This is a genomic window from Bacteroides sp. AM07-18, from assembly GCF_003602695.1.
GTDB classification, from domain to species: domain Bacteria; phylum Bacteroidota; class Bacteroidia; order Bacteroidales; family Bacteroidaceae; genus Bacteroides; species Bacteroides uniformis.
Map to the genome: position 1 here is coordinate 149,082 of NZ_QTLM01000004.1, position 24,984 is coordinate 174,065.

The following is a 24,984-nucleotide window of genomic DNA, read 5'->3' on the forward strand; positions in this document are numbered from 1 at the left end:
TCTCATAAAATTAACAACATTTACTATCTTTTGTTCGAGAAGCTATAAAACGAATGTAAGGTTCAGAGAATAATTCCACCGCCCAACAAGTATCCGTCCTTATCATAGAAAGCCGCTGCCTGCCCGGGTGCAATGGATTCCAGCGGCTCTATCAGACGGACACGTAACAGACCTTCCACCGTAAGAGTCACCCTGCACCGGTTTGCCTGCTTACGGTAGCGTATCTTCACAATAACCTCGTTTGCACCCAGCACACGACTATTCTCCACCAGGTTCCAGTCTCCCAGCCACATTTCCTGCCTGTAGAGGGAAGAGAGCGGAGCTAAAACGACTTCATTGCTTTCCACTCTTGTCTCTTTCACAAAAACAGCCTTGTTCAGATGGATACCCAAGCCCCTACGTTGCCCTACGGTATAAAACGGATAGCCCTCATGCCATCCTAAGAAATTCCCCTTTTCATCGACGAATCTACCTTTACCGGGTAATAGTGTTTCGGGGACTTCACACTTTAAAAAGGAACGGTAATCCAAAGGACAAAAGCACACCCCTATACTGTCTTTCTTCGCAGCCACCTGCCCGAAACCACGCTCCGCCGCATACGAGCGCGCCTCATTTTTCGTAATATCTCCCATCGGAAGCAACATACGCTGCAGGATGTCCTGCTTCAATCCCCACAGAAAGAAAGTCTGGTCTTTGTCCTTATCTGCGGCAGGAGCTATATAATACTTTCCTCCGGACAAGACTTTACGCACATAATGTCCGGTAGAAATCCAATAAATCCCCTTTTCATCGGCTATTTTAGCCAACAGCGCCCACTTCAGCTCATTATTGCAGACCGTGCAAGGAACGGGAGTACGCCCCCTTAGATACTCTTCCACAAAATAGCGGATAATACGCGAACGGAAAAGCTCGCGTGCATCATAGGTAATGTGTTTCATCCCCAGCTTCAGGGCCAGAGCCCGTGCATCTTCCAAATACCCGGTCTCATCTCCTGCCTCATAGAAACGGAAAGTCACGCCAGTCACCTCATAACCGGCTTCCTGCAACCTCATGGCGGCCACGGAACTATCCGTGCCGCCACTCATGCCAAGCAATACACGTTTATCTGACTTCATGGATACAAAAGTAATAAACGAAGGTGAAATCCGTTGCATTTACTCTTATAAAACAGAATATCATTATAGATTTTCACAGATTTATTATACCTTTGTACTCCTAAAAGAACTAATAATCAACTGTTATGGAACATCAACTGACCATTTACAACACTTTAAATAGAAAAAAAGAGCTGTTCGTACCGCTGCATGCACCGCATGTAGGCATGTATGTCTGCGGACCGACCGTGTACGGTGACCCGCACTTGGGACATGCACGCCCTGCCATCACTTTCGACCTGCTGTTCCGCTACCTGACGCACATCGGCTACAAGGTGCGCTATGTCCGCAACATTACCGACGTGGGCCATCTGGAGCACGATGCCGACGAAGGTGAAGACAAGATTGCGAAAAAAGCCCGTCTGGAACAACTGGAACCAATGGAAGTGGCACAGTACTACATCAACCGCTATCATAAGGCGATGGATGCATTGAATGTGCTGTCTCCCAGTATCGAGCCACATGCCAGCGGCCACATCATCGAACAGATAGAACTTGTAAAGGAGATATTGAAGAACGGATATGCCTACGAAAGTGAAGGTTCCGTTTATTTCGATGTAGAAAAATACAATAAGGACCATCACTACGGCAAGCTCTCCGGACGCAACCTGGATGATGTTCTCAACACCACCCGCGAACTGGACGGACAGAGCGAGAAGCACAACCCCGCAGACTTTGCCCTCTGGAAATGTGCGCAACCGGAACACATCATGCGTTGGCCTTCCCCGTGGAGCGACGGCTTCCCCGGCTGGCACGCCGAATGTACAGCCATGGGAAAGAAATACTTGGGCGAGCACTTCGACATTCATGGTGGCGGCATGGACCTTATCTTCCCGCATCACGAATGCGAGATTGCACAATCCGTAGCTTCCCAAGGGGAAGATATGGTACATTATTGGATGCACAACAACATGCTGACCGTGAACGGACAGAAAATGGGTAAGTCTTACGGTAACTTCATCACATTGGAAGAGCTCTTCAAAGGCACACACCCCATGCTGGAGCAAGCCTACAGCCCAATGACCATCCGCTTCTTCACCCTGCAAGCCCACTACCGCAGTACGGTAGACTTCAGCAACGAAGCTCTGCAAGCCGCCGAAAAGGGATTGGCAAGACTGATGGATGCTGTACATGGACTGGACAAGATTACCCCTGCTGCAACCTCTACCATAGACGTGAAATCCCTGCGTGCCAAGTGTTACGAAGCCATGAATGATGACTTGAACTCACCGATTGTCATCGCCCACCTCTTCGACGGCGCCAAAATGGTAAACAATATCCTGGCTGGAAACGATTCCATCGCAGCCGAAGACCTGAAAGAATTGAAGGAGACCTTCCACCTTTTCTGCTTCGACATCTTAGGATTACAAGAAGACAACGCCTCCAACGAAGAGCGTGAAGCCGCCTTCGGCAAGGTAGTGGACATGCTATTGGAAGAGCGTTCAAAGGCAAAAGCCAACAAAGATTGGGCTACATCCGACAAAATCCGTAATGAACTCACCGCACTCGGTTTCGAGATTAAGGACGGTAAGGACGGAAGCGAATGGAAGCTGAATAAATAACGAAGGTATCATAACTCACCACAGAATCATACAGATTGGGGTAAGTTTTAGACAGAAGAACAAAAGAACATATTTCTCTCTCTTGTTCTTCTGTTCTTTTAACTGAAAAATAAAATCTGTATAATCCTATGGTGATTGTGTATTTTGATACATCCCTGTTAGAATACGAATCCGAACCCGGCATACCACCCTACTTTCTTCGTCTGGTTGGACCAATTCAATTGTATCTCCACTGGTCCCAGAAAACTCTTGTACATATAGCCGATGCCTACCCCTGCCATATCAACCGATTCGGAAGAGTCAAGAATCTGATGAAACTTCCCGGAGTTTCGCCCATAACTGCCCATCACTGATATATACTGGTTTTTCAAGATACGCTGTCTGAGGTTCAGCCCTGCAACCAGCAATGCGGCTTGTGACAGTTCCGCACGGTTGATGCCCGTAAACGGTATCTGCTGTAGCATATAGCGCCCCGGTATGGTCCCCCCCACCATATTGATGATGGCAAAAGGATAATTATCGCTTCCGGACAATACGCGTCCATAAAACGAAGGAGTGACAGTGAGCTTACTCGACGGAGAGAAACATCCCTGCCAACGGACATCGAAAACAGAAATAGGATTGTTGTCCTTATACTGGAAGAGGTTATCCGTATAGAGATGGTAGGATACCGCCCACGACATCCCTTTTGTAGGGGCGCTCCTCTCATTCAAGTTGTTGAACACAAGTCCGGCAAAGTAACTGAATAAGGACGAATTCTCAAACAGTGCCGAAGCCAACGGGTCGAGCGACAGCAAATCATGATAGTGGTAGTAATCAAAGTCAATGCCCAAACTGACCTGGATATTGTTCCAGTCCTTCGCCGCCCCCATACGGACCAGCTGATGTGTAAAAGTCAAATCCAGCGCCCGTTTGCCTTCATTATAAATATTCATATCTTTATAGTCGAACTGATAGGCAAGTCCTGCCTGCCATCCACCGTCCCACTGATAACCATATCCGAGTCGTGCCAGTGTACGCTTGCCCAGACGGGCGGTGAGGCTGGCCAGCGACTCCCGCTGCCGGCCGAAATAGAAGTCCGTATTTGCCTGCAACGCCGCCAGTTCTTCCGTATCAAAACGAAAACCGACATTCAGCTTGTTCTCCCGTACAGCAGGGGCGGCTATTTGGGAATCAACGGGAATCTCCCTATCAACAGCCACGCCGGGCAAGCGGAAAGGTCCCGGGCGGCGAGGCTGATAATCTTCTGCAAGTCCCAGCTTCCGTTTCAGGGCAAGCAGTCCGTCCCAACTGTCCATGGCAGCACGCTCTCCCCGCACCATCAAAGTGTCGATGGCCTCTTTGGTGAAACTTGCAGCCGAATAGCCGGTGACATCCACCTTTATCAATACGTCGGTATTACGCAGATTCTCACGGTATTTCTTCTCTCCTTGCAGATTGATGATTTGCCCGAAGATGTCTTTCACCGATTTCAGCTCGGAAGCCTTAAGCAGCGGACTCTGCACATCCACCCCGATAATGTAGTCGGCCCCCATGGCAAGCGCCACATCTACCGGATAGTTATTCACCATTCCACCGTCCACCAACACCATTCCATCCAGGTCTACCGGAGCAAACACACCGGGAATGGACATGCTGGAACGCATGGCAGTGGCCAGTATTCCCTCATGGAACACTACTTCGCTGCCATTCACCAGATTTTCCGACACGCAGGCAAACGGAATAGGAAGACGGCTAAAATCCACAGAATCCTGGTAACCTTCTGTCAATGTGGAGAACAAACGTGCCAGGTTCTTCCCTTTTATGATACCCGCATCCGAAACAGCGGCAGATTTCAAAGAAAACGGAATGGAGAGTACATAGCGCTCCGACTTCAACCGGTCATCCAGCAACACATCCTTAGGATTGGGGGCATCCGAGAGCAAGAATTTCCAGTTCTGGGCATTCACCATACTGTCCAATTGCTGCGGGGTATATCCGATAGAATACAAACCGCCCACAATGGCCCCCATACTAGTGCCCACCACATAATCTATAGGGATACCCGCTTCTTCAATTACTTTCAGAGCACCGATATGCACCGTCCCTTTGGCGCCACCCCCACTGAGTACGACAGCCACTTTCGGACGCCCGGACGCCCAAAGGACCATCGGCAAAAACAACAAACAAGCCCATAGTCTGTACTTCATCTCCATCATTTACTTAATACGTATTGGTAATTTATTCCACTCTGAATCAAACAACCCGCTCCGACAAATAGTTCACTATCAGTCGAAGCGGGTCGCAAAAAACGTTCAAGCAATTTATGGAGGATTATCTATAACCCATTTCCAATCAATAAGGTATCATATCCTTCAAGATACCTTCCTTATACCAAGGATCATCAATTTCTTTCAACACTTTGCCCATCTCTGCGCAAAGGTCTTTTACGACTTCTTGGTTTTCTTCCAAAGAAAGGTTATTCATCTGATACGGGTCCTTTTCATCGTCAAACAACAAACTTTTGACCAGCTTATGGTTTTCGCGGTCAATGTAGAGCGCCAGCGTGTAGCGCGCCGATTTAAAGCCGCGCGACGAAGGGAAGTAGGAACGGACCATACCTTCCGCATCCTTCTCACCGTCCAGGTTCTGGATGTAGAGAGCGCCGGTGGGACGTACAATATCCGCCTTTTCATCGAAGAAAAGCGGTGCATAGTTGCGTCCCTGCACCTCGGCCGGAATGGAGTCGGCAAGACCGGCAAGACCCAACAAGGTAGGCATGATGTCCGGCGAGGAAAGCATCAAGTCGTCCACGCGGGGCTTAATCTTATCGGGAAAACGCACCAGGAAAGGAACGTTCATGGACTCGGAGTATGGGGAATTCTTCGGGTCTTCCGTATGCTGGCTGCACATGGTCTCTCCATGGTCGGAGGCAAACACGACAATGGTATTCTTGTCCAGTCCGAGTTCCTTCAAGGCATCGAGTATCTGACCGAAAGCACGGTCGACACCCGTCACAGAAGCAAAGTAGTAGCGTGCACTCTCTGCCTTGAGCATCTTGGAGTCGGCATTCGGACGGACGAGCAAGCTGTCCAGAGGCTGGTTTTTATAGAGATTGAAATCTTCCTCCATACAGTCGTCCAAAGAACGGTACGGACTATGGGGAGGATTCATGCCTACCATAATGAAGAAAGGTTTCTTCGGGTCGCGTACATTCCCCTCGTTCTTCAGATAAGACACCACCTTGCCCGATTCGTGTAACGGTGACCACTCGCGCGGGTCGTGGCGACGGCCTTCCGTATCCCAGTAATGCGGATTCTTGTGTTCGTCAAAGGTACCGTAAGAATACCAGTAATTGAACCCATGACGACGTTCTTTCGGCGTATAGGCATCCCATGCAGGTACACGGTCTTCCACATACTGTCCGGGACGTTCGGGGTCGTTGGGGGTAGGAAATTCGGCATGCAGTTTGCCAAAGTAGGCGCAGTCATATCCGGCATTGCAGAAAACATCACTCACACACACAGCATCCTCACGCAGAGAGCTGATGGGACGGCTCGAATTGCAATTCAATGGAATACCACTCTTATTAGGATACATTCCCGTCAACAGAGAACCACGGTGGGGACTGCTCAACGGGCAGTTGCTCATGGCAGATGTCAACACCACCGACTCCCGGGCAAAATCATTCAAGCGCGGGGTATGCACCGGGTCATTCCGAAAGTTCACTTTCTCGCGAAAACCTTCCTGGCCCCAGAACTCCATCGCCTGGTTACGGTATTGGTCGGGAAAAACGTAAATGACATTCGGCTGGACGGATTGTTCCGCCTGCGGGGCTTTACAGCCCTGCAAGGCGAACAAACCTAAACCACCTAACAAAATATTTAATTGAGTTTTCATTTTTCCAAGTCTCTTTTACGCATCAATCCTTCCAGGAAGTAATAGTCGGCATAATTCAGCGGTACATCAATCTCCGCACCGTGAGGAATACTGCCCACAGAGTGCATCAGGATGAAGTTGCCGTTGGTACCCACCTTGGCACGGTAGGAAGGAGAAGCGAGGCTTTCCATAATCCGGTCGGCGGTTTCCTTGTATCCCTTATCCGGCAGATAAGTACTCAGCTCGTAAAGGGCGGACGCCGTGCAGGCAGCTGCCGAAGCATCGCGAGGTTCATTCGGGATATTGGGAGCATCGAAATCCCAGTAGGGAACCAAGTCTTCCGGAAGATTCTTGTTGTTGAAGATAAAGTTGTAGACCTTTTCAGCCTGTTCCAGGTATTTGGCATCGTGTGTATAGCGATAGCACATGGTATAGCCGTACAAGGCCCACGCTTGTCCACGTGCCCAAGCAGACTCGTCGGCATAGCCTTGTGCAGTCTGTCTCTTACGGACTTCACCGGTTTCGGGGTCATAATCCACCACATGATAGCAGCTGTTGTCCTCACGGAAATGGTTAGCCATAGTCGTATCGGCGTGCTTCCGGGCTATGTTATAGAAAGTGGAGTCGCCGGACAGCCTGGAAGCTTCGAACAGCAGTTCGAGGTTCATCATATTATCAATGATAACGGGACATTTCCAGCCACGTTCAGCCTGCCACCCCTTGTCTGCATCCCATGACTGAAGTACGCCTGCTGCAGGGCGGAAACGGGTAGACAATGATTTGGCTGTCTGTATGATGACCGGCTTGTACTCCTCCTTACCCGCAAAACGGTATCCGTTCAGGTAGCTGCTGCCAATCATAAAGCCCACATCATGGTGCCAGGTAAGGTATTGTACCGAATCCAAATCCTCGGTATACTTCTCTGCCAGCGGCAGCCACTTCTGGTCACCGGTCAACTCGTACATATGCCAGATATTACCGGGGAAGAAGCCGGAACACCAATCGTCGATAGGTACATAGACAATGTTCCCATCCTTATCAATGGTACGAGGATTAAGGATTTTACCGGATTTCTCGATAATGTCTGTCTGAATTGTCTCCTGAGCCACAGCATTATCAATGTTTTCTTGGATAAAGTTGCTTTCAGCCTGCTTTTGCCCTGCGCAACCTGCCAATACAAGGAGGGAGATTCCCAATGTAGTGAGGACTGTTTTCATAATAAGGGATTTATTTATTAAGAGTTTATGATTTTTCCTGCTGCAAAAGTAGAGCAAGTGTACAGATTTGACCCGCCTAAATAATTCAATTAATGGCTAAAATCGTTACTTTTGCGTCCGGAAGCACATATTTTCCACCCATTAATCATTAATCACTAAACATTAATCATTACTCCCCATGACCGCACAAGAGTTTTTTAAGAACGACCGCTTCGCCACGAATGCAGGTGTAGAACTGATAGAAATAAAGGAAGGATACAGCAAGGCACGCCTGGTTATCACGGCAGAGCATCTCAATGCAGGAGGCCGTACGCAAGGAGGGGCCATCTTCACCCTTGCCGACCTGGCACTGGCAGCAGCAGCCAACTCCCACGGAACATTGGCCTTCTCTCTTTCGTCCAATATCACCTTCCTGCGCAGCAGCGGACCGGGCGATGTACTGTATGCCGAAGCACGCGAACGCTACATCGGCCGCACCACCGGATATTACCAGATCGACGTCACCAACCAGGAGGGAAAACTGATTGCCACTTTCGAATCCAGTGTATTTAGAAAAGGGGATAACATCACTTTTTCCTTACCACAGACGTCATCGGATAGCGGTTGCCCCGGACACTCTTGAAGAATGCCTTGGCCGAACCGAAATTCAAATACATGTCCAAGCGAATGGGAAGGTGGTTCTTATCATCGGATACGAAGAAGGTGATGACCTCCTTCTCCTTACCTTTCTTGTACTCTACGAAAGAGAATACCAAGCAGCGGTAAACGGTGTCGTTATTCGCCTTGACCTCCTCCTTGCCGCGGTAAATCAACGTCTGCTCTTCCACCCTGCGTCCTGTGGCCATGGGAAAGAGTATCTTCTGCCCTACCTTGTAGTCTTTAGGGTCATAAGAGCGCGCCTGCGCCAAAATGCTCAACATATCGAAGATACAGCGACTATCACTGTATTCCATCTCCTGAGCCTCACGCACGGGATTGTGCCAGGTGCGTCTCTGCTTTACATTCGCCAGTCCGTCCGAGTAGGAGAACCAAGCCTCGTCCACCGTATGGCGGCTTCCCTCCTCTGCCGCTTTACGGAAGTAGAGCGGCTCCAACCTATCGCTGACATAACAAGTCAACGTATCACGCATCTTGAAGAAAAAATCGGTCTTTTTACTGCCTACACAAAGCAAGTTAAAGCGAAATGCAGGCTCGGAATGGTAAGTCGTGGCATTGGTAGTGAGGCTTGCCAGACCCACCTTCTTCCAAATGAACTTCCAATTGAAATATAAATCGTACATGACATGCTCGCCCGACTGGAAAGCTTCATTCTTTGCAGTACATTGGGCCTGAACAGACTGGGAGGTTCCCAAACAGACCGCTCCCACCATTAATAGAATGAACAATTGCTTCCGCCTAATAGCTATGGCCTCTACCACTGTTGCGGCTGCTATTGCCACTGCGGTTATTTTTGTTCCTGTTTTGCTTTTTCTTGTCTTCATCTGGTTTTTGTTTTTTTAGTTCGTCCGGCTTCTGCCTATCCAGGGACTTGGCCTTAATATCCCATTCCTGGGTCAAATCAAAGTTCGCTTTAAGCTCCAGAACCATCGGATAATAGTAAACCATTTCAGGCTGGCGCTTCTCGGCGTAGTTTCCCGTATCCCAGACGCCATTCCCATTCGTATCATTTATCAGCCGCGCTCCATATTTGCCCGGATTGAGGAAATAGAAATCGGCTTTCCCATCCACCACCGGCACCGTGCGCAGCACTTTGTCCTGACCGTCCAGTAGTTCCACAAAAGCCAGAGAGTCCGCTCCATGCACATTAAAGAATATCTGCCCGTACTCTTCCAGCTTCTTGGCCTTGAAGTCCTTCTTTATCTTGTCGGAGAACAACCCGTACAACCCGCGTATGGCAGCAGAATCCACTTCAAATGTATAGCTTTCGCCGGGTGCCCATTCGGCAAACAGATTATAACGCTTCAAGTCCAAAGAGTCGCGCATAAAGTCGAACGGGATATCCTGCCACAACGAGTCCACTTTCAGTTTCAGATGGAAAGCGGTGGTATCTATGCTTGCCACCGGCTCCGTAAACGACAGAGTAAGATAATCATATACATCGATTGCAGAAGGGGCATACACATCTACAGCCAGGAATTCCGTCGGCTCGGGCTCTTCCACCTCACCTTCCTTCAACTTCTTCTTTTTCTTCTCACGCTCTTTCTGTTCCTTTTCCTTCGCTTCCTGCTTCTGCTTCTGCTGCTTGTCGTATGTCAACTTCGCCAGCACATTCAAAGTATCGGTACGGGGTACCAATCGTTTCAGGCTATCCGTATACAAATAGGTGATACTCATTTTCAGGGAATCCTGCTTATAGAGCAGAGAATCCTTTATCCAATAATGAATCGTATCGTTCCGGCCGGTAGGCTGTTCTATAACAAACGCATCTTCCTCATTAAAGTTCAATCCTTTCAATAAAGGCAACGTGTCTGCCGGAGCAGTGAAATAGAGCGAAAACTTCTCCGGAGTCAACCGTTCGGCCTTCAAAAAACGTTGCGAGAAGGAAAGCTCCTTGAAAGCACGCAGCAGAACATCATCCGGAAGGTAGTGGGTATATTGACGTTCTACAATCGTATCTACTGTCAGCGAGTCTATCCAGGTCGTATCCTGGCGCATGCGCTCTTCCATGGAAGGAATGATGATAGAGTCATTAAAAGCTATCACTTCCGTCGGCTGGGAATAGGCAAAATTCTGGTCGGCATCCTGCAAGGCATAAATGCGATACTTGCCGGGAGCCACTCCACGGATAGAGAAGCGTCCGCGACTGTCCGTACGCCCCACCCGCTCAAAAGGAAGTTTGGTAAAAGCGGAGTCGGCCAGATTGGCATGCAGACCGACCAGCATTCCTTTCACCGGTTCAAGATTGGCCGCATTCAGTACTGTACCGGCCACAGCCATAGAGTCGAGACGGTCGCCCGTAGAGAAAGAATAGAAGAAATTCTCCAAGGGATTCCCCTCATTATTATCCTGGATGGCATCACCAAAATCGAATGTATAAGTAGTATTGGGTTTCAATGTATCCTGCAGAGTGATGACCACCTTCTTCCCATTAGACTTAATTTCGGGCTGCTGCACCTGCGGAGGGGATATTACAATCTTCTCATTCGGCTTGTCAAGCTTGATAAATTCGTCGAACTCAATGGAAAGTTTATTTTTATTGTGATGGAGTGCGCCGGGCGTGGGAGTACCGGAAATAAAACGCGGAGGAGTCTCATCATAAGGTCCTCCTTCAATACGGCCCACACTGGCACAAGAATACAGTGCGGCAGCTATGGCAACACCCCCCAACAACCTACGGAAAAGCGGCTTCATTTTAGTATGGCGTTTACGTTCTAACATGCTGCAAAAATAAAGGTTATCTGCCAATTAGCGGTATGCTTTACAGTATTTTAATCAAAAAATGTCCTTTCGTTCTCATCTATGTATGAAACATAGTTAAAAAAGGAAGTGTTTCACACCTTATATACTAAGAAAAGAATATTTTTGCAGACGAAAACTGAATAGGAGTATTCAGTTTTCTTTTTCCTGCCTTATTTCTAAATCATGAATTACACACAAAAACGCCTTTCAAGAATCGAAAAAAAGAAGAATATAAAATTATACAGAGAACAAAAAAGAGTATGAAGAGTAGATTAGTATTATTGGCATGTTGCCTGGCACTGCTCAGCAGTTGCGGACAAGGCGACAAAGGAACGGGTAAAGCTCCCGAATTTGCAGTGATTGAGGCAAAGACCACCACTGCCAACTTGACAAACAGCTACCCTGCTACTATCAAGGGTAAACAAGATGTAGAAATCCGCCCGATGGTGAGTGGGTTCATCACAAAATTGCACGTGGATGAAGGCGCAACAGTGCGCAAAGGACAAGTGTTGTTCAGCATCGACCCCGTACAGTATCAGGCAGCCGTAAATTCGGCCAAAGCTGCTGTTGAAACAGCCAAAGCTGCCGTAAACACACAAGAACTGACTGTAAACAACAAACGTGAACTGAACAAGAAAAACATCATCAGTGACTACGATTTGCAAATGGCCGAAAACCAGCTGGCACAGACAAAGGCACAACTAGCACAAGCCAATGCCCAATTGGTCAATGCCAAGAACAATTTGTCATACACCAGTGTAACCAGCCCCAGTGACGGTGTAGTAGGTAGCATTCCCTACCGCGTAGGTAGCTTGGTTAGTCCTTCCGTAGCCAGCCCGCTGACTACCGTTGCCGACATCTCCGAAATGTACGCCTACTTCTCCATGACCGAACGCCAACTCTTGTCACAGATTCGTGAAGGCGGTAGCACCAAGGAAATTCTGGAAAAGATGCCGAATGTACAGTTGCAGCTCATCGACGGAACCATGTATGCCGACAGTGGCCGCGTGGAGACAATCAGCGGAGTCATTGACCAGACTACCGGTTCGGTAACCATGCGTGCCCTCTTCCCCAACAAGCACAACGTGCTGCGTAGTGGAAGCACCGGCAATGTGGTATTCCCCAACCCGCTGCATGATGTCATCATGATTCCACAGTCTGCCACTACCGAAATCCAGGACAAGCAGTTCGTATTCGTACTGCAACCGGACAACACGCTGAAAAATACCGAAGTTAAAGTGTTCAGCTTAGACGACGGCAAGTATTATTACGTGACGGAAGGTTTGAAAGCAGGCGAAAAAATCGTTATCGAAGGGGTACAGAACCTGAAGGACGGACAGTCCATCACGCCCATCACGCCTGCTGAAAAGGAAGCCGAATACCAGAAGGCTCTAAAAGACCAGAAAGAAGGCAATATTCAGACTGCGTTTCAATGAAAGAATGAAAAATAAAAAAATTCTTCAATTTTTAATTCCTTAATTGTTCATGAAATGAAATTAGATAGATTTATTAACCGTCCGGTACTATCAACGGTAATTTCCATCCTGATAGTAATCTTAGGAGTTATTGGTCTGGCTACCTTGCCTATCACCCAATACCCGGACATTGCACCTCCCACCGTATCGGTAAGTGCGACTTACCAAGGTGCCAATGCCCAAACGGTGCTTAACTCCGTTATCGCTCCGCTGGAGGACCAGATTAACGGTGTGGAAAATATGATGTATATGAGTTCGAGCGCCACCAACAGCGGTTCGGGCGACATCTCCATCTACTTCAAGCAAGGTACCGACCCCGATATGGCAGCGGTGAACGTACAGAACCGCGTTTCCATGGCGCAAGGCTTGCTGCCTGCCGAAGTTACCAAAATCGGTGTAACCACCCGTAAACGCCAGACTTCCATGTTGATGGTATTCTCCATCTATGATGAAAAAGACCAGTACAACATCGAGTTCCTGGAAAACTACGCCAACATCAACCTTATCCCTGAGGTGAAACGTGTCAACGGTGTGGGCGATGCCATGGTATTGGGACAAGACTACTCCATGCGTATCTGGCTGAAACCTGATGTAATGGCCCAATACAAACTTATCCCCAACGATGTGGTTGCCGCCTTGAGCGAACAGAACATCGAAGCGGCTCCCGGCCAGTTGGGTGAGCGCGGTAACCAAACCTACCAGTATACCCTGCGCTACAAAGGACGTCTGCAACAGACTACGGAGTTCGAGAACATTGTCATCAAGGCCTTGGAGAACGGTGAAATACTCCGTCTGAAGGATGTAGCAAATGTGGAACTGGGCCGTCTGTCATACGGATTCAACAATATGGTAAACGGACATAAAGCCGTGAGTTGTATCATTTTCCAGATGGCAGGCAGTAATGCCACGCAGACCATCTCGGATATCGAGGCCCTACTGGACGACTATTCCAGCAAACTGCCCACCGGCTTAAAGATAAACATTGCACAGAGTGCCAACGACTTCCTCTTCGCTTCCATACATGAGGTAATCAAGACATTGATCGAGGCCTTTATCCTGGTGTTCATCGTAGTGTATATCTTCCTGCAGGATATGCGCTCCACGTTGATTCCCGCCATCGCCATTCCCGTGGCGTTGATTGCCACCTTCTTCGTATTGAAACTGATTGGCTTCAGTATCAACTTGCTGACCCTTTCGGCCATGGTGCTTGCCATTGCGATTGTGGTCGATGATGCCATCGTCGTCGTCGAGGGCGTCCATGCCAAGCTGGACCAGGGCTACAAATCGGCCCGTACAGCTTCCATCGACGCCATGAGTGAACTGGGTGGTGCCATCGTCTCCATTACGTTGGTGATGATGTCCGTATTCGTTCCCGTGAGCTTCATGGGAGGTACGGCAGGTACTTTCTACCGTCAGTTCGGTTTGACCATGGCGATTGCCATCGGTTTCTCGGCTCTGAACGCCCTGACCCTGAGTCCTGCGCTGTGTGCCATCTTCCTGAAACCTCACAACGGCGGACACGAAAGTCTGAAAGAGCGTGTAGGCGTTGCCGCCAAGGAAGCCCGCAAGATTATGATTGCACGTTATGCCGACTCTATAGGCCGGTTGATGCGTCCCGGCATTACACTGCTCTTCGTGACGGTAGCTATCCTGGGCATGATTTTCGGTCTGTTCAGCTTCAGCGAACACCCCATTCTGTGTAGCTTGATGATTATCATCAGTGTGCTGGCGTTGGCAGGTATGACTACCGACAAGTTCAAACAATCCTTCAATGACTCATACAACGGTATCTTGGGCAAGTATAAGAAACAAGTGCTGTTCTTCATCCAGAAACGCTGGATATCGGCAGGACTGGTTATCGGCTCTATTGTACTGTTGGGCGTATTCATGCAGATAACCCCGACCGGTATGGTGCCCAACGAAGACACCGGTACCATCATGGGCGCTGTGACACTGCCTCCGGGCACTTCACAAGAACGCGCACAAGAGATTTTGAACCGTGTGGACAGCTTGGTTGCTGCAGACCCTGCCGTACAGTCACGTACCGTTATCTCAGGTTATAGCTTCTTGGGCGGTCAAGGCCCCTCCTACGGTTCACTCATCATCAAGCTGAAGAACTGGGAAGAACGTTCCACGATGCAGAACTCCACGATTGTGTACGCCACTTTGTACATGCGCGCCCAAAAGATTATCAAGGAAGCGCAGGTATTGTTCTTCGCGCCGCCTATGATTCCGGGTTACTCGGCTTCAAGCGACATCGAGTTGAACATGCAGGACAAGACGGGTGGTGATTTGGACCACTTCTTCGACGTGGTGAACAACTATACTGCTGCCCTGGAAGCGCGTCCGGAAATCAACTCCGCCAAGACCTCCTTCAACCCCCACTTCCCGCAATACCAGCTGGACATTGATGCTGCCGCTTGTAAGAAAGCAGGCATCAGCCCCAATGATATCTTGACTACCTTGCAGGGATATTACGGTGGTTTGTATGCTTCCAACTTCAACAGCTTCGGTAAGATGTACCGCGTAATGGTACAAGCCGAACCTGATGCTACCAAGAATATGGAAACACTGCAAAGCATCAAGGTGCGCAACGGCAACGAGATGGCACCTATCACGCAGTTCATCTCCATCAAGAAAGTATATGGTCCTGACGTCATCAGCCGTTTCAACCTCTACACCTCCATGAAGGTGATGGTGGCTCCCGCATCAGGCTACACTTCCGGTCAGGCTCTGCAAGCCATTGCCGAAGTGGCGCAGGAAAACCTGCCTGCCGGTTTCGGTTATGAGTTGGGAGGTATGGCGCGTGAAGAGGCCGAAACGAGTGGCAGCACTACGGGACTCATCTTCATATTGTGCTTCGTATTCGTTTATCTGTTGCTGAGTGCCCAGTACGAAAGCTACATCCTGCCTTTATCCGTATTGCTGTCCGTGCCGTTCGGTCTGCTGGGTAGCTTCCTCTTTGTAGGCGGTATAGGCGCATTGGGCAGCATCCCGGCACTGAAAATGATTCTGGGTACGATGTCCAATGACATCTATATGCAGATTGCCCTCATCATGTTGATGGGTCTGTTGGCCAAGAATGCCATCTTGATTGTAGAGTTTGCCCTCGAACGCCGCAGAATGGGTATGAGTATCACCTGGGCAGCCGTATTGGGTGCCGCAGCCCGTCTGCGTCCTATCTTGATGACGTCGTTGGCAATGATTGTCGGTCTGCTCCCGCTGATGTTTGCTTCCGGTGCGGGTGCCAACGGTAACCGTACGCTGGGTACGTCTGCCATCGGCGGTATGTTAATCGGTATGATTCTGCAAATCTTCATAGTGCCCGCACTGTTCGTGGCATTCCAGTACTTGCAGGAGAAATTCAAGCCGATGGAATGGGAAGATGTGGACAACTCGGATGCAGAACCGGAGATTGAACAATATACAAAATAGTGATTAACGATTAGCGATTATGAAGAAAATAATATGCCTGATGTGCGCAACTGCTTTATTGAGCAGTTGCCACATCTACAAATCATACGACAGACCCGAAGACATAACAACTGCCGGACTGTATCGCGACACGGCGTCCGTGAACGATACATTAGCCGCAGATACGGCCAACTTCGGTAATCTGCCTTGGAGAGAAGTGTTCACAGACCCGCAGCTGCAGACACTTATCGAGCAAGCACTCACCAACAACGGTGACCTGCGCAGTGCCGCCTTGAACGTGAAACAAGCACAAGCCGCACTGATGTCTGCCCGTCTTGCCTATGCTCCGATGCTTGCCTTGTCTCCGCAAGGAACCGTCAGCAGCTGGGACAAGGGAAAGGCTACACAAATCTACTCCCTGCCCGTCACCGCAAGCTGGCAAGTCGACCTCTTCGGTCAACTGCTGAACCCGAAGCGACAAGCAAAGGTTAGCTTGAAGCAGACGCAATTCTACGAACAAGCCGTTCAGACGCAAGTCATCGCCGGCGTAGCCAACATGTACTACACCCTGCTGATGCTGGACCGCCAACTGCAAATCACCGAAGGCACCGTCGAGATTCTGAAAAAGAACCTGGAGACCGTGCAAGCCATGAAAGATGCAGGCATCTACGGAACCACTTCTGCTGCCGTAGAGCAGAGCCGCACTGCCTACGCTCAAGTCATGGCATCACTGCCCGACATACGCCAGAGCATACGCGAAACCGAAAACGCCCTCTGCCTGATGTTGCACCAACCGGCACAGAGCATCGCACGCGGTGTGCTGGAAGAGCAACAGCTGCCTACGGAATTTTCAGTAGGTATCCCCTTGCAGTTGCTATCCAACCGTCCGGACGTGAAAGCTGCCGAGATGTCACTGGCTGCCAGCTACTATAATACCAACAGCGCCCGTGCCGCTTTCTACCCGCAGATTACATTGAGCGGTTCGGGAGGCTGGACCAATAACTCCGGTGCAGGTATCGTCAACCCGGGTAAACTGCTGGCTTCCGCCATCGGTTCGCTGACGCAACCCTTGTTCTATCGCGGTGCCAACATTGCCCGTCTGAAACAAGCCAAGGCACAAGAGGAGCAGGCTAAGATTCAGTTCCAAACCGCCCTGCTGAATGCCGGAAATGAAGTGAGCAACGCCCTGCACCTGTATCAAATGGAGAAGGACAAAGCCGTTTCACGCACTATTCAAGTAAATTCTGCCCGCCAAGCTGCCTCAGATACAAAAGAATTGTTTAACTTAGGCACGTCGACCTATCTGGAAGTCTTGTCTGCCGAGCAGTCTTACCTCAGCGCACAGCTTGCAGAAGTATCCGACACCTTCAGCAGCATGCAGGCAGTCATCAGTCTGTATCAAGCGCTTGGAGGAGGAAGAGAATAAAATGAGCGATAAGTGATTAGTGATTAGCGATTAATGAAATAGTAAATCCTAATCACTAACCATTTATCACTAATCATTAATCATTAATCGCTAATTACTATGATAAGTCCGTTAGCTTATGTAGATTCTGCCGCAAAAATCGGCAAGAATGTAACCATCCAGCCCTTTGCATTTATCGAAGGGAACGTGGAAATCGGTGATGACTGTATTATTATGTCGGGGGCAAAAATTCTGCACGGTACCCGCATGGGAAAAGGGAACAAGGTGCATCACAATGCCGTTCTGGGTGCCGAACCGCAAGACTTCCATTATACGGGAGAGAACAGCATGCTGATTATCGGTGATAATAACGACATCCGCGAGAACGTGGTTGTCAGCCGTGCTACCCATGCAGGAAGCGCCACCCGCATCGGCAATGAAAACTACCTGATGGATGGTGTACACCTCTGCCACGACGTGCAGATAGGCAACCATTGTGTACTGGGTATCAAGACTACCGTAGCCGGAGAATGTCAGATAGACGACTGCACCATTCTGAGCAGCAACGTCATTCTGCACCAATACTGCCACATTGGAAGTTGGGTACTGATTCAGGCAGGCTGCCGCATATCAAAGGATGTGCCGCCCTATATCATCATGAACGGTAATCCGGCAGAATACCACGGTATCAACGCTGCTGTGCTTCAACACAAACACCAGGTGACCGAACGTGTATTGCGCCATATCGTAAATGCCTACCGTCTGGTATACCAGGGAAACTTCAGCGTGCAGGATGCCTTGCAGAAGATTGAAGACCAAGTACCGATGAGTGACGAGATACACAATATCATCAACTTCATCAAGAATTCCAAAGGAATCGTGAAGTAAACACCCTTCTTCGGGCACGAATCACGCAGACAATACGGATGAATAAATTCTTTTCTGTAAGTCTGCGTAGTTCGTGCCCTTTTCTATATTCCTCTACAATAGTTCCTGCATTATCTTTTACTATTTTTTGATGCACATTCATTCCAGGCAGTATGCTAAGTAAAACAAACTGTTTCCTTTAACTAAACATTTTGTTTCCTTATAGAGAACGCTTTGTTTCCCTTAACAAAACAGTTCGTTCCATTATATGAAAACAAAGTGTTCTCTAATGCTGGAACAAACTGTTCAGTGTTGTGAACTAACGGATTAAGTATATAAAGGGTATTTATTATACTGTTTCTGTAGACAATGGTCTGTCTTGTCCTATAAAAGACGGGGAAAGAAGCAGGAAGCAACCGGGTACGCTCGGAAGGGTGAGGGTAAAATTTGCCCTCACCCTTTTTATTTGCTCTCACTCACCCTTGAAAGGGCGATGAATAGGGAGTTTCAGAAAAGCGGTGATAGTGGTGAGGGCAGGTTGAGTAATTTTTTGTTCTACTACTACTCGAAATGCAGGGTACCGAAGAACTCCGGGCAATGGAAGTTCGGCTTCTCCAGACCTATCGGATTCCAGGAAAGGAAATGGGGAGTCTGGAGCTTGTCACCGCATTTATAAAAATTGGCACGGAGCGTCTTTCCATCCAACGAAGTGATGTCATGCAGGAAGAAAGCGGAATAAGGGATGACCAGGGCCACTTCCCAGGCACACTCACCTACTCTTTCGTCGAAAGCCTCACGTCCCAAAGAAGCCCAACGCTGTACTTTATCGAGCACCTCTTGCGGGGCATGCTGGCGGTTTCCACGTCCGGCACCTGCCCCAATAAGCAGAGTCCCGGCACAATTACACTCCATATTGTAGTACACTCCGTCATCGGCAGGCACAGAGAAGAACTCTACACACGCATCTTCCCAAACCGGACCGTTATCGTGGCCTGCAACTGCGCGTACACTCGCTTCCCTTACCTTGAAATGCAGCAGAATGGCATCTTCCGTATGCGCTATGCGGAATTCCACATCGGGAGTATAAGGAAAAGCAGCCCAATTCACTGTGTTTACGGGCTGAAACGCCACCTTCTCTTCATCCAGAAGAGCCGGAACCGACTCTACCGGTATATTGGCCGCACTTACTTTCTTTACATTCAATTCTTTCATTTTACTATTTTGGGGATTAATTGCAGATAGCGGCAACATGCAAAGAGCTGCCGCTATCGTCATTAAAAACTTTTTCAGATACATGAGTCAATGAATTTTTTCATCTCCGGTGTATGCTCCTCCACGCTCTGCAACAGTTTGAACTGAGCCTTGGTACGCACAAGATTGTGCTCCGGATACAGGATTTTATAATAAGTATCACCGTTGATATAATCTGCCAGGAAGCGTACGCACTGCATGTATGGGAACAAGGCAGCCGCATAAGGCAGATTCTCAATCTCTATCGGCAACAAGAAGGATTTGCCCGATTCCAGATAACCCTTGGTAAATGCCTGGAATATTTCCATATTGAAGTTCACATTATCCAGATTCTTGTCGTCTTCCAACCCCGTGTTGGCACCTGAGCGAAGGAAATCGCCATAATCGGAGAAGATGAAGCTGGGCATCACCGTATCCAGGTCAATGACACAAAGCACCGTACCGTCTTCGTCGAACATCATGTTGTTTACTTTCGTATCACAGTGGCATACCCGTTTGGGCAGTTTGCCTTCACGGTACAGACGTTCTGCCTTACACATTTCATCAGCGCGTTTTTCTATCTCATCCAGAAAATACCGCACCTCCTGCACACGTCCCGCAGCATCGGCAGCCACAGCGTCACGGAGTTGCTTCAGGCGGAACTCCATGTTGTGGAAATCGGGAATTGTCTCGCCCAATGTATCTGGAATGTCGGCAAGCATAGCCTGGAAATTACCGAAGGCAGTTCCCGCATAATAGGAATATTCGGGGTTCACCGTCTCGTAAGTCTTGGCACGGGGAATAAAAGTCATGATACGCCAGTAGTTCTCACCGTCATACCAATAGGTTTTCCCTTCGGCCGTGGGGATGAAATGAAGCACTTTACGCTCGACATCGGCCTCTCCTTTCTCTTCCAGCTTCTTACGGATATGCCCGGTCACAGCCTCGATATTAGACTGTAACATCTCTACATTCTGGAAAATGGCATGATTGATACGTTGCAGAACATAGTCCGGCGCATCGGCCTCAACGGTGGTCACTTTGTACGTATCGTTAATCAGGCCTGAGCCTAAAGGCTTGATTTCACGAACCGTACCCTGCATTTGAAAATGAGATACAATAGATAAAAGGTCTTTCATGATAATAAATGAATTAATTTGTTTACAAAGATACGCCGATTGCCATCTATCAAAAGACAAGTATCGTTCGGCGCGCTTCCAAAATTATACATTTATCCAAACATAGCCGCAAAAACTGCCTAATAAATAAGAAGTCTTGTACAAAATATACCTATATTTGTAACTGAAACCTTAAAAACTACCCGAAAAGTGCGAACGTTTATCATCCGGCTGCTTCTTGTTTCAGTAAGCATGATTGCTGCAACCCTGCAGGCGCAGAACATCACCTTCAACCATCTGACAACCGACGACGGTCTGTCACAATTCTCCGTGAACAGCCTTTACATCGATGAAAACGGTGTCTTATGGATTGGAACCCGAGAAGGCTTGAACCGTTATGACGGAGAAGACATACAAACTTACAAGCTGCAGAAGAACGACCCTTACAGCCTTTTCTGCAACACCGTGCTGCGCATGGCCGGCAACCGTAACGGAAAAATCTACCTGCTCTGTACGGAAGGAGTAGCCGAGTTCAATCTTGCCACCCAAAGATTCACCACCCTGCTGCAAGGAAATGTACACAGCATATATTACAAAGAGGCCCTTTTCATCGGAAAACAGAATGAAATCTACCGCTATAACGAGCAGACCGGGAACTTTGACCTCTATTACCAGCTTCCCGGAAAAAGTCTGGAAATCTGCTGTATGCATCTGGACAAAGGACAAATGTGGATTGGAACGACCACCGACGGAGCATACCGCCTGCAACTGGACAAGAACGAGCTGACCCACCCCATCCTGAAAGGCAACATCACCAGCATATACCAAGACAGCGAAGGCGAGTTATGGATTGGCAGCTGGGAAGAAGGGCTGCACCATGTAAAGACCGACGGAACCATCGAAATCTTTGAATACGACGCAAAGAACCCTTACAGCATCTCTTCCAACTTCGTGCGAGCCTGCTGTGAAGACAATCTGGGAAACATCTGGATTGGGACATTCAACGGATTGAACCGGTATGACAAAAGTACGGGACTCTTCCAGAACCACACTGCCAGTGATGCCCAGAGCGACGGACTGACACACTCTTCCATCTGGTGCATCGTAAAGGACAACCAAGGAACGCTGTGGCTGGGGACCTACTTTGGCGGCGTCAACTACTTCAACCCCGAGTACGAGATATACAGCCGCTATATGTATTCGCCCATCGAAAAGAAGGGGCTGAGCAATCCGGTTGTAGGCCGCACCATCGAAGACAAGGACGGCAATCTGTGGATTGGCACCGAAGGGGGCGGACTGAACTATTACAACCGCCGTACCCGTGAGTTCAAATGGTTCCGCCCGGAAATCGGTCCCAACAGTATTTCCCATAACAACATCAAGGCTCTCTATTATGATGCCTCCAAAGACATCATCTGGATAGGAACCCATCTGGGCGGACTGAACAGACTGGACATACGCTCGGGGCGATTCACACACTACCGCATGGAAGCAGGTAATCCGGAGACCTTGCCTTCCGACATCATCCGCGATATCGCGCCTTACCAAGACCACCTGGTGATAGCCACCCAAAACGGAATCTGCCTCTTCGACCCTGCCAACGGGAAATGCCAACAACTGTTCCAGGACAGCAAAGAAGGCAAAAAAATCAAGATGGTGGCAGATGTCACTTTCGACAGCAACGGTACGCTCTGGATTGCAGCCACGGGCGAAGGTGTGTTCAGCTACCGTTTCGATACCGGCAAACTGACCAACTACCGCCATGATACTGCCGACCCACACAGCATCAGCAACAACAATGTAAACAACATTACCCAAGACAGCAAAGGCAATCTGTGGTTCGCCACTTCGGGCAGCGGACTGGACTTATACCGCCCTGCCAGCAACGACTTCGAGAACTTTGACCAAGCGAAGAACGGCCTTTCCAGCGACTGCATCTACGAGACGCAGGAATCCCCCACCAGCGGCAAACTGCTGCTCATCACCAACGAAGGCTTCTCCATCTTCGACTACCGGCAAAAGGCATTCCTGAACTACAGTGCCGAAAACGGTTTCCCAATGACTGCCGTCAATGAGAATGCCCTTTGCGTGACCCGTGACGGAGAAATATTCCTGGGAGGCACGCAGGGAATGATTTCTTTCCACGAAATGGAGTTGAACTTCACACCAAAACCCTACAAAATCATCCTCTCCCGCCTCATTGTGAACGGAACGGAAATACAAGTGGGAGATGAGACCGGTATCCTGCAGCAAGCCTTGTACTGCACCCCCGAGATTACGCTCAACGCTGACCAGTCCATGTTCAGCATAGAGTTCGCCACTTCAAACTATGTAGCCGCCAACAAAGACGACATCATCTATAAGCTGGAAGGCTTCTCCAACGACTGGAACAGTGCCCGTGGACTGCACAACATCACCTATACCAACCTGAACGCCGGAACCTATAACTTGATTATAAAGCCCAACGGAAAAGACGAGAGCCTTTGTCCGCAAGTCCACCTTACCATACACGTGTTGCCTCCCTACTACAAGACTCCCCTTGCCTATCTTATCTACCTGATAGTGACGGGAATCCTGCTCTGGTATCTGGTGCGTACCTACAAGTCCAGAATCAAGTTGCGTGAATCACTGAAGTACGAACAGAAGCACATTCGTGACGTAGAGGCCCTGAACCAGTCAAAGCTACGTTTCTTCACCAACATTTCCCATGAATTCCGCACCCCGCTGACACTCATCGTGGCCCAAGTGGAAACGCTGATGCAACTCCAGAACTTCACGCCTGCCATATATAACAAGGTACTGGGCATCTACAAGAACAGCATACAGCTACGGGAACTCATCACCGAGCTGCTCGACTTCCGCAAGCAGGAACAAGGGCACATGAAGATAAAGGTAAGTCCACACAACATCGTGAACTTCCTATACGAAAACTATCTGCTTTTCCTGGAATATGCCAGCGCCAAACAAATCAGCCTCTACTTCGAGAAGGAAACAGACAGCCTCGAAGTATGGTATGACCAAAAACAGATGCAGAAAGTGATAAACAACCTGCTGTCCAACGCCGTCAAGCATACCAAGGCGGAAGACAGCATCACCCTCAGCATCAAGACCGAAGGCAGCAATGCCGTCATCCGCGTGACCGATACCGGCAGCGGCATAGATGCCCGGGAAGTGGACAAGATATTCGACCGCTTCTACCAGATAGACCAAATGGACTCTACAGATGCAAGCAAGACGGGTACGGGTATCGGCCTGGCATTGACGAAGGGTATCGTGGAGCTCCATCACGGCACCATCCGTGTGGAAAGCGAACTGGGCAAAGGTAGCAGCTTCATCGTAAACCTGCAATTGGGGAACGCACAGTTTGACGAAGAGCAAATAAATAAGAATGCAGACAGTGTGCAACAAATAGAAATTCCCAAACCGGAAAACGATGCCCTGCTCAAGGCGGAGCTGGAAGAGAGTGCTCCCATCAAACGACTCCCGGATGCAAAAATCCTGATAGTGGAAGACAACGACTCCATCCGCGACATGCTGGCAGGTATCTTCAAGCCCTTCTACGAAGTGCTGACTGCGGCCGACGGAGCGGAAGGACTTGCACTGGTGCGCAGCGAAATGCCCAATATCGTAGTCAGCGACGTGGTGATGCCCAACATGTCGGGAACGGAACTGTGCAAACAGATAAAGAGCGACTTCAACACCTGCCATATTCCCGTGGTACTGCTCACGGCACGTACTGCCATCGAACAGAATATCGAGGGACTGCGCATCGGTGCGGATGACTATATCACCAAGCCGTTCAACACCAATCTATTGATTTCGCGCTGCAACAACCTCGTGAACTCGCGCATCCTTCTGCAGGAAAAGTTCAGCAAGCAGCCGCAAGCCTTTGTACAGATGCTTGCCACCAACCCCATAGACAAGGAGATTCTGGACCGTGCCATGGCAGTCATCGAGCAACATCTGGACGATACGGAATTCAACGTCAACGTCTTTGCCCGTGAAATGGCAATGGCACGCACCAATCTGTTCACCAAGCTGAAGGCTATCACCGGGCAAACTCCGAACGACTTTATCCTGACTATCCGCCTGAAGAAGGGTGCCCTGATGCTGCGCAACAATCCGGAGCTGAATATCACTGAAATTGCGGACCGGATCGGTTTCAGTTCTTCACGCTATTTCTCCAAATGCTTCAAGGACATTTACCATGTCAGCCCACTGGCCTACCGCAAAGGAGAGAATGGAGGAGAGGAAAGTACGGAAGACAGTGAAGAGACATCTTAAT

15 protein-coding genes are annotated in these 24,984 nt (G+C 49.1%); 7 read left to right on the top strand and 8 right to left on the bottom strand.

The window, feature by feature from the left end:
* Positions 1 to 62 precede the first annotated feature (62 nt).
* Complete coding sequence (gene mnmA / locus DW096_RS08110) at positions 63 to 1,115, bottom strand: tRNA 2-thiouridine(34) synthase MnmA (protein WP_009037404.1); 1,053 nt, start codon at positions 1,113 to 1,115, stop codon at positions 63 to 65.
* Positions 1,116 to 1,240: 125 nt separating this feature from the next.
* Between mnmA and cysS the strand changes: the two genes are divergently transcribed.
* A complete protein-coding gene (cysS, locus tag DW096_RS08115; RefSeq protein ID WP_057281885.1) occupies positions 1,241 to 2,716 on the top strand; it encodes a cysteine--tRNA ligase in 1,476 nt (491 codons plus the stop codon).
* A 158-nt stretch (positions 2,717 to 2,874) separates the two neighbouring features.
* Here the strand turns inward: cysS and DW096_RS08120 are convergent, their stop codons facing one another.
* From DW096_RS08120 to DW096_RS08130, 3 genes are all read right to left on the bottom strand, one after another.
* Positions 2,875 to 4,905, bottom strand: coding sequence for a patatin-like phospholipase family protein (locus DW096_RS08120; RefSeq protein WP_199711482.1), 2,031 nt, complete (start codon positions 4,903 to 4,905; stop codon positions 2,875 to 2,877).
* Positions 4,906 to 5,050: 145 nt separating this feature from the next.
* Positions 5,051 to 6,595, bottom strand: coding sequence for a sulfatase (locus tag DW096_RS08125; RefSeq protein ID WP_117713652.1), 1,545 nt, complete (start codon positions 6,593 to 6,595; stop codon positions 5,051 to 5,053).
* Positions 6,592 to 7,791 carry a glycoside hydrolase family 88 protein gene (locus DW096_RS08130; protein ID WP_005833826.1) on the bottom strand — a complete coding sequence of 400 codons (1,200 nt, stop codon included), beginning with the start codon at positions 7,789 to 7,791 and terminating at the stop codon, positions 6,592 to 6,594. Before DW096_RS08130 ends, DW096_RS08125 begins: the two co-directional genes overlap by 4 nt.
* 178 nt (positions 7,792 to 7,969) lie before the next feature.
* On the opposite strand from DW096_RS08130, the gene DW096_RS08135 reads away from it, so the two are divergent.
* Positions 7,970 to 8,413, top strand: coding sequence for a PaaI family thioesterase (locus DW096_RS08135; protein WP_005826009.1), 444 nt, complete (start codon positions 7,970 to 7,972; stop codon positions 8,411 to 8,413).
* Here the strand turns inward: DW096_RS08135 and DW096_RS08140 are convergent.
* Positions 8,358 to 9,272: a DUF3108 domain-containing protein gene (locus DW096_RS08140; RefSeq protein ID WP_080545834.1), complete on the bottom strand. Its 915-nt coding sequence runs from the start codon at positions 9,270 to 9,272 to the stop codon at positions 8,358 to 8,360. The two genes, DW096_RS08135 and DW096_RS08140, sit on opposite strands and share 56 nt — an antisense overlap.
* Complete coding sequence (locus tag DW096_RS08145; protein WP_005826015.1) at positions 9,187 to 11,169, bottom strand: Ig-like domain-containing domain; 1,983 nt, start codon at positions 11,167 to 11,169, stop codon at positions 9,187 to 9,189. The genes DW096_RS08140 and DW096_RS08145 overlap by 86 nt, the downstream gene beginning before the upstream one ends.
* A 281-nt stretch (positions 11,170 to 11,450) precedes the next feature.
* Between DW096_RS08145 and DW096_RS08150 the strand changes: the two genes are divergently transcribed.
* The 4 genes from DW096_RS08150 to lpxA all read left to right on the top strand — a co-directional run bounded on the left by DW096_RS08150 (position 11,451) and on the right by lpxA (position 18,372).
* Positions 11,451 to 12,626, top strand: a complete 1,176-nt coding sequence (locus DW096_RS08150; protein WP_005833830.1) for an efflux RND transporter periplasmic adaptor subunit — start codon at positions 11,451 to 11,453, stop codon at positions 12,624 to 12,626.
* A gap of 54 nt (positions 12,627 to 12,680) precedes the next feature.
* Positions 12,681 to 16,100 (top strand): efflux RND transporter permease subunit, encoded by a 3,420-nt coding sequence (locus DW096_RS08155; RefSeq protein ID WP_120028725.1) that lies wholly within the window; start codon positions 12,681 to 12,683, stop codon positions 16,098 to 16,100.
* Positions 16,101 to 16,119: 19 nt separating this feature from the next.
* Positions 16,120 to 17,505: a TolC family protein gene (locus tag DW096_RS08160; protein ID WP_057097415.1), complete on the top strand. Its 1,386-nt coding sequence runs from the start codon at positions 16,120 to 16,122 to the stop codon at positions 17,503 to 17,505.
* A gap of 99 nt (positions 17,506 to 17,604) precedes the next feature.
* Positions 17,605 to 18,372, top strand: a complete 768-nt coding sequence (gene lpxA, locus DW096_RS08165; protein ID WP_005833833.1) for an acyl-ACP--UDP-N-acetylglucosamine O-acyltransferase — start codon at positions 17,605 to 17,607, stop codon at positions 18,370 to 18,372.
* Between the two features lie 540 nt (positions 18,373 to 18,912).
* Here the strand turns inward: lpxA and DW096_RS08175 are convergent.
* Both DW096_RS08175 and DW096_RS08180 read right to left on the bottom strand, forming a co-directional pair.
* Positions 18,913 to 19,647, bottom strand: coding sequence for a carbohydrate-binding family 9-like protein (locus tag DW096_RS08175; RefSeq protein ID WP_005826029.1), 735 nt, complete (start codon positions 19,645 to 19,647; stop codon positions 18,913 to 18,915).
* Positions 19,638 to 20,720, bottom strand: coding sequence for a phosphotransferase enzyme family protein (locus tag DW096_RS08180; protein ID WP_005826031.1), 1,083 nt, complete (start codon positions 20,718 to 20,720; stop codon positions 19,638 to 19,640). The genes DW096_RS08175 and DW096_RS08180 overlap by 10 nt, the downstream gene beginning before the upstream one ends.
* A gap of 189 nt (positions 20,721 to 20,909) precedes the next feature.
* On the opposite strand from DW096_RS08180, the gene DW096_RS08185 reads away from it, so the two are divergent.
* Positions 20,910 to 24,983: a hybrid sensor histidine kinase/response regulator transcription factor gene (locus tag DW096_RS08185; protein ID WP_035447654.1), complete on the top strand. Its 4,074-nt coding sequence runs from the start codon at positions 20,910 to 20,912 to the stop codon at positions 24,981 to 24,983.
* The last annotated feature ends 1 nt before the right edge of the window (position 24,984 follow it).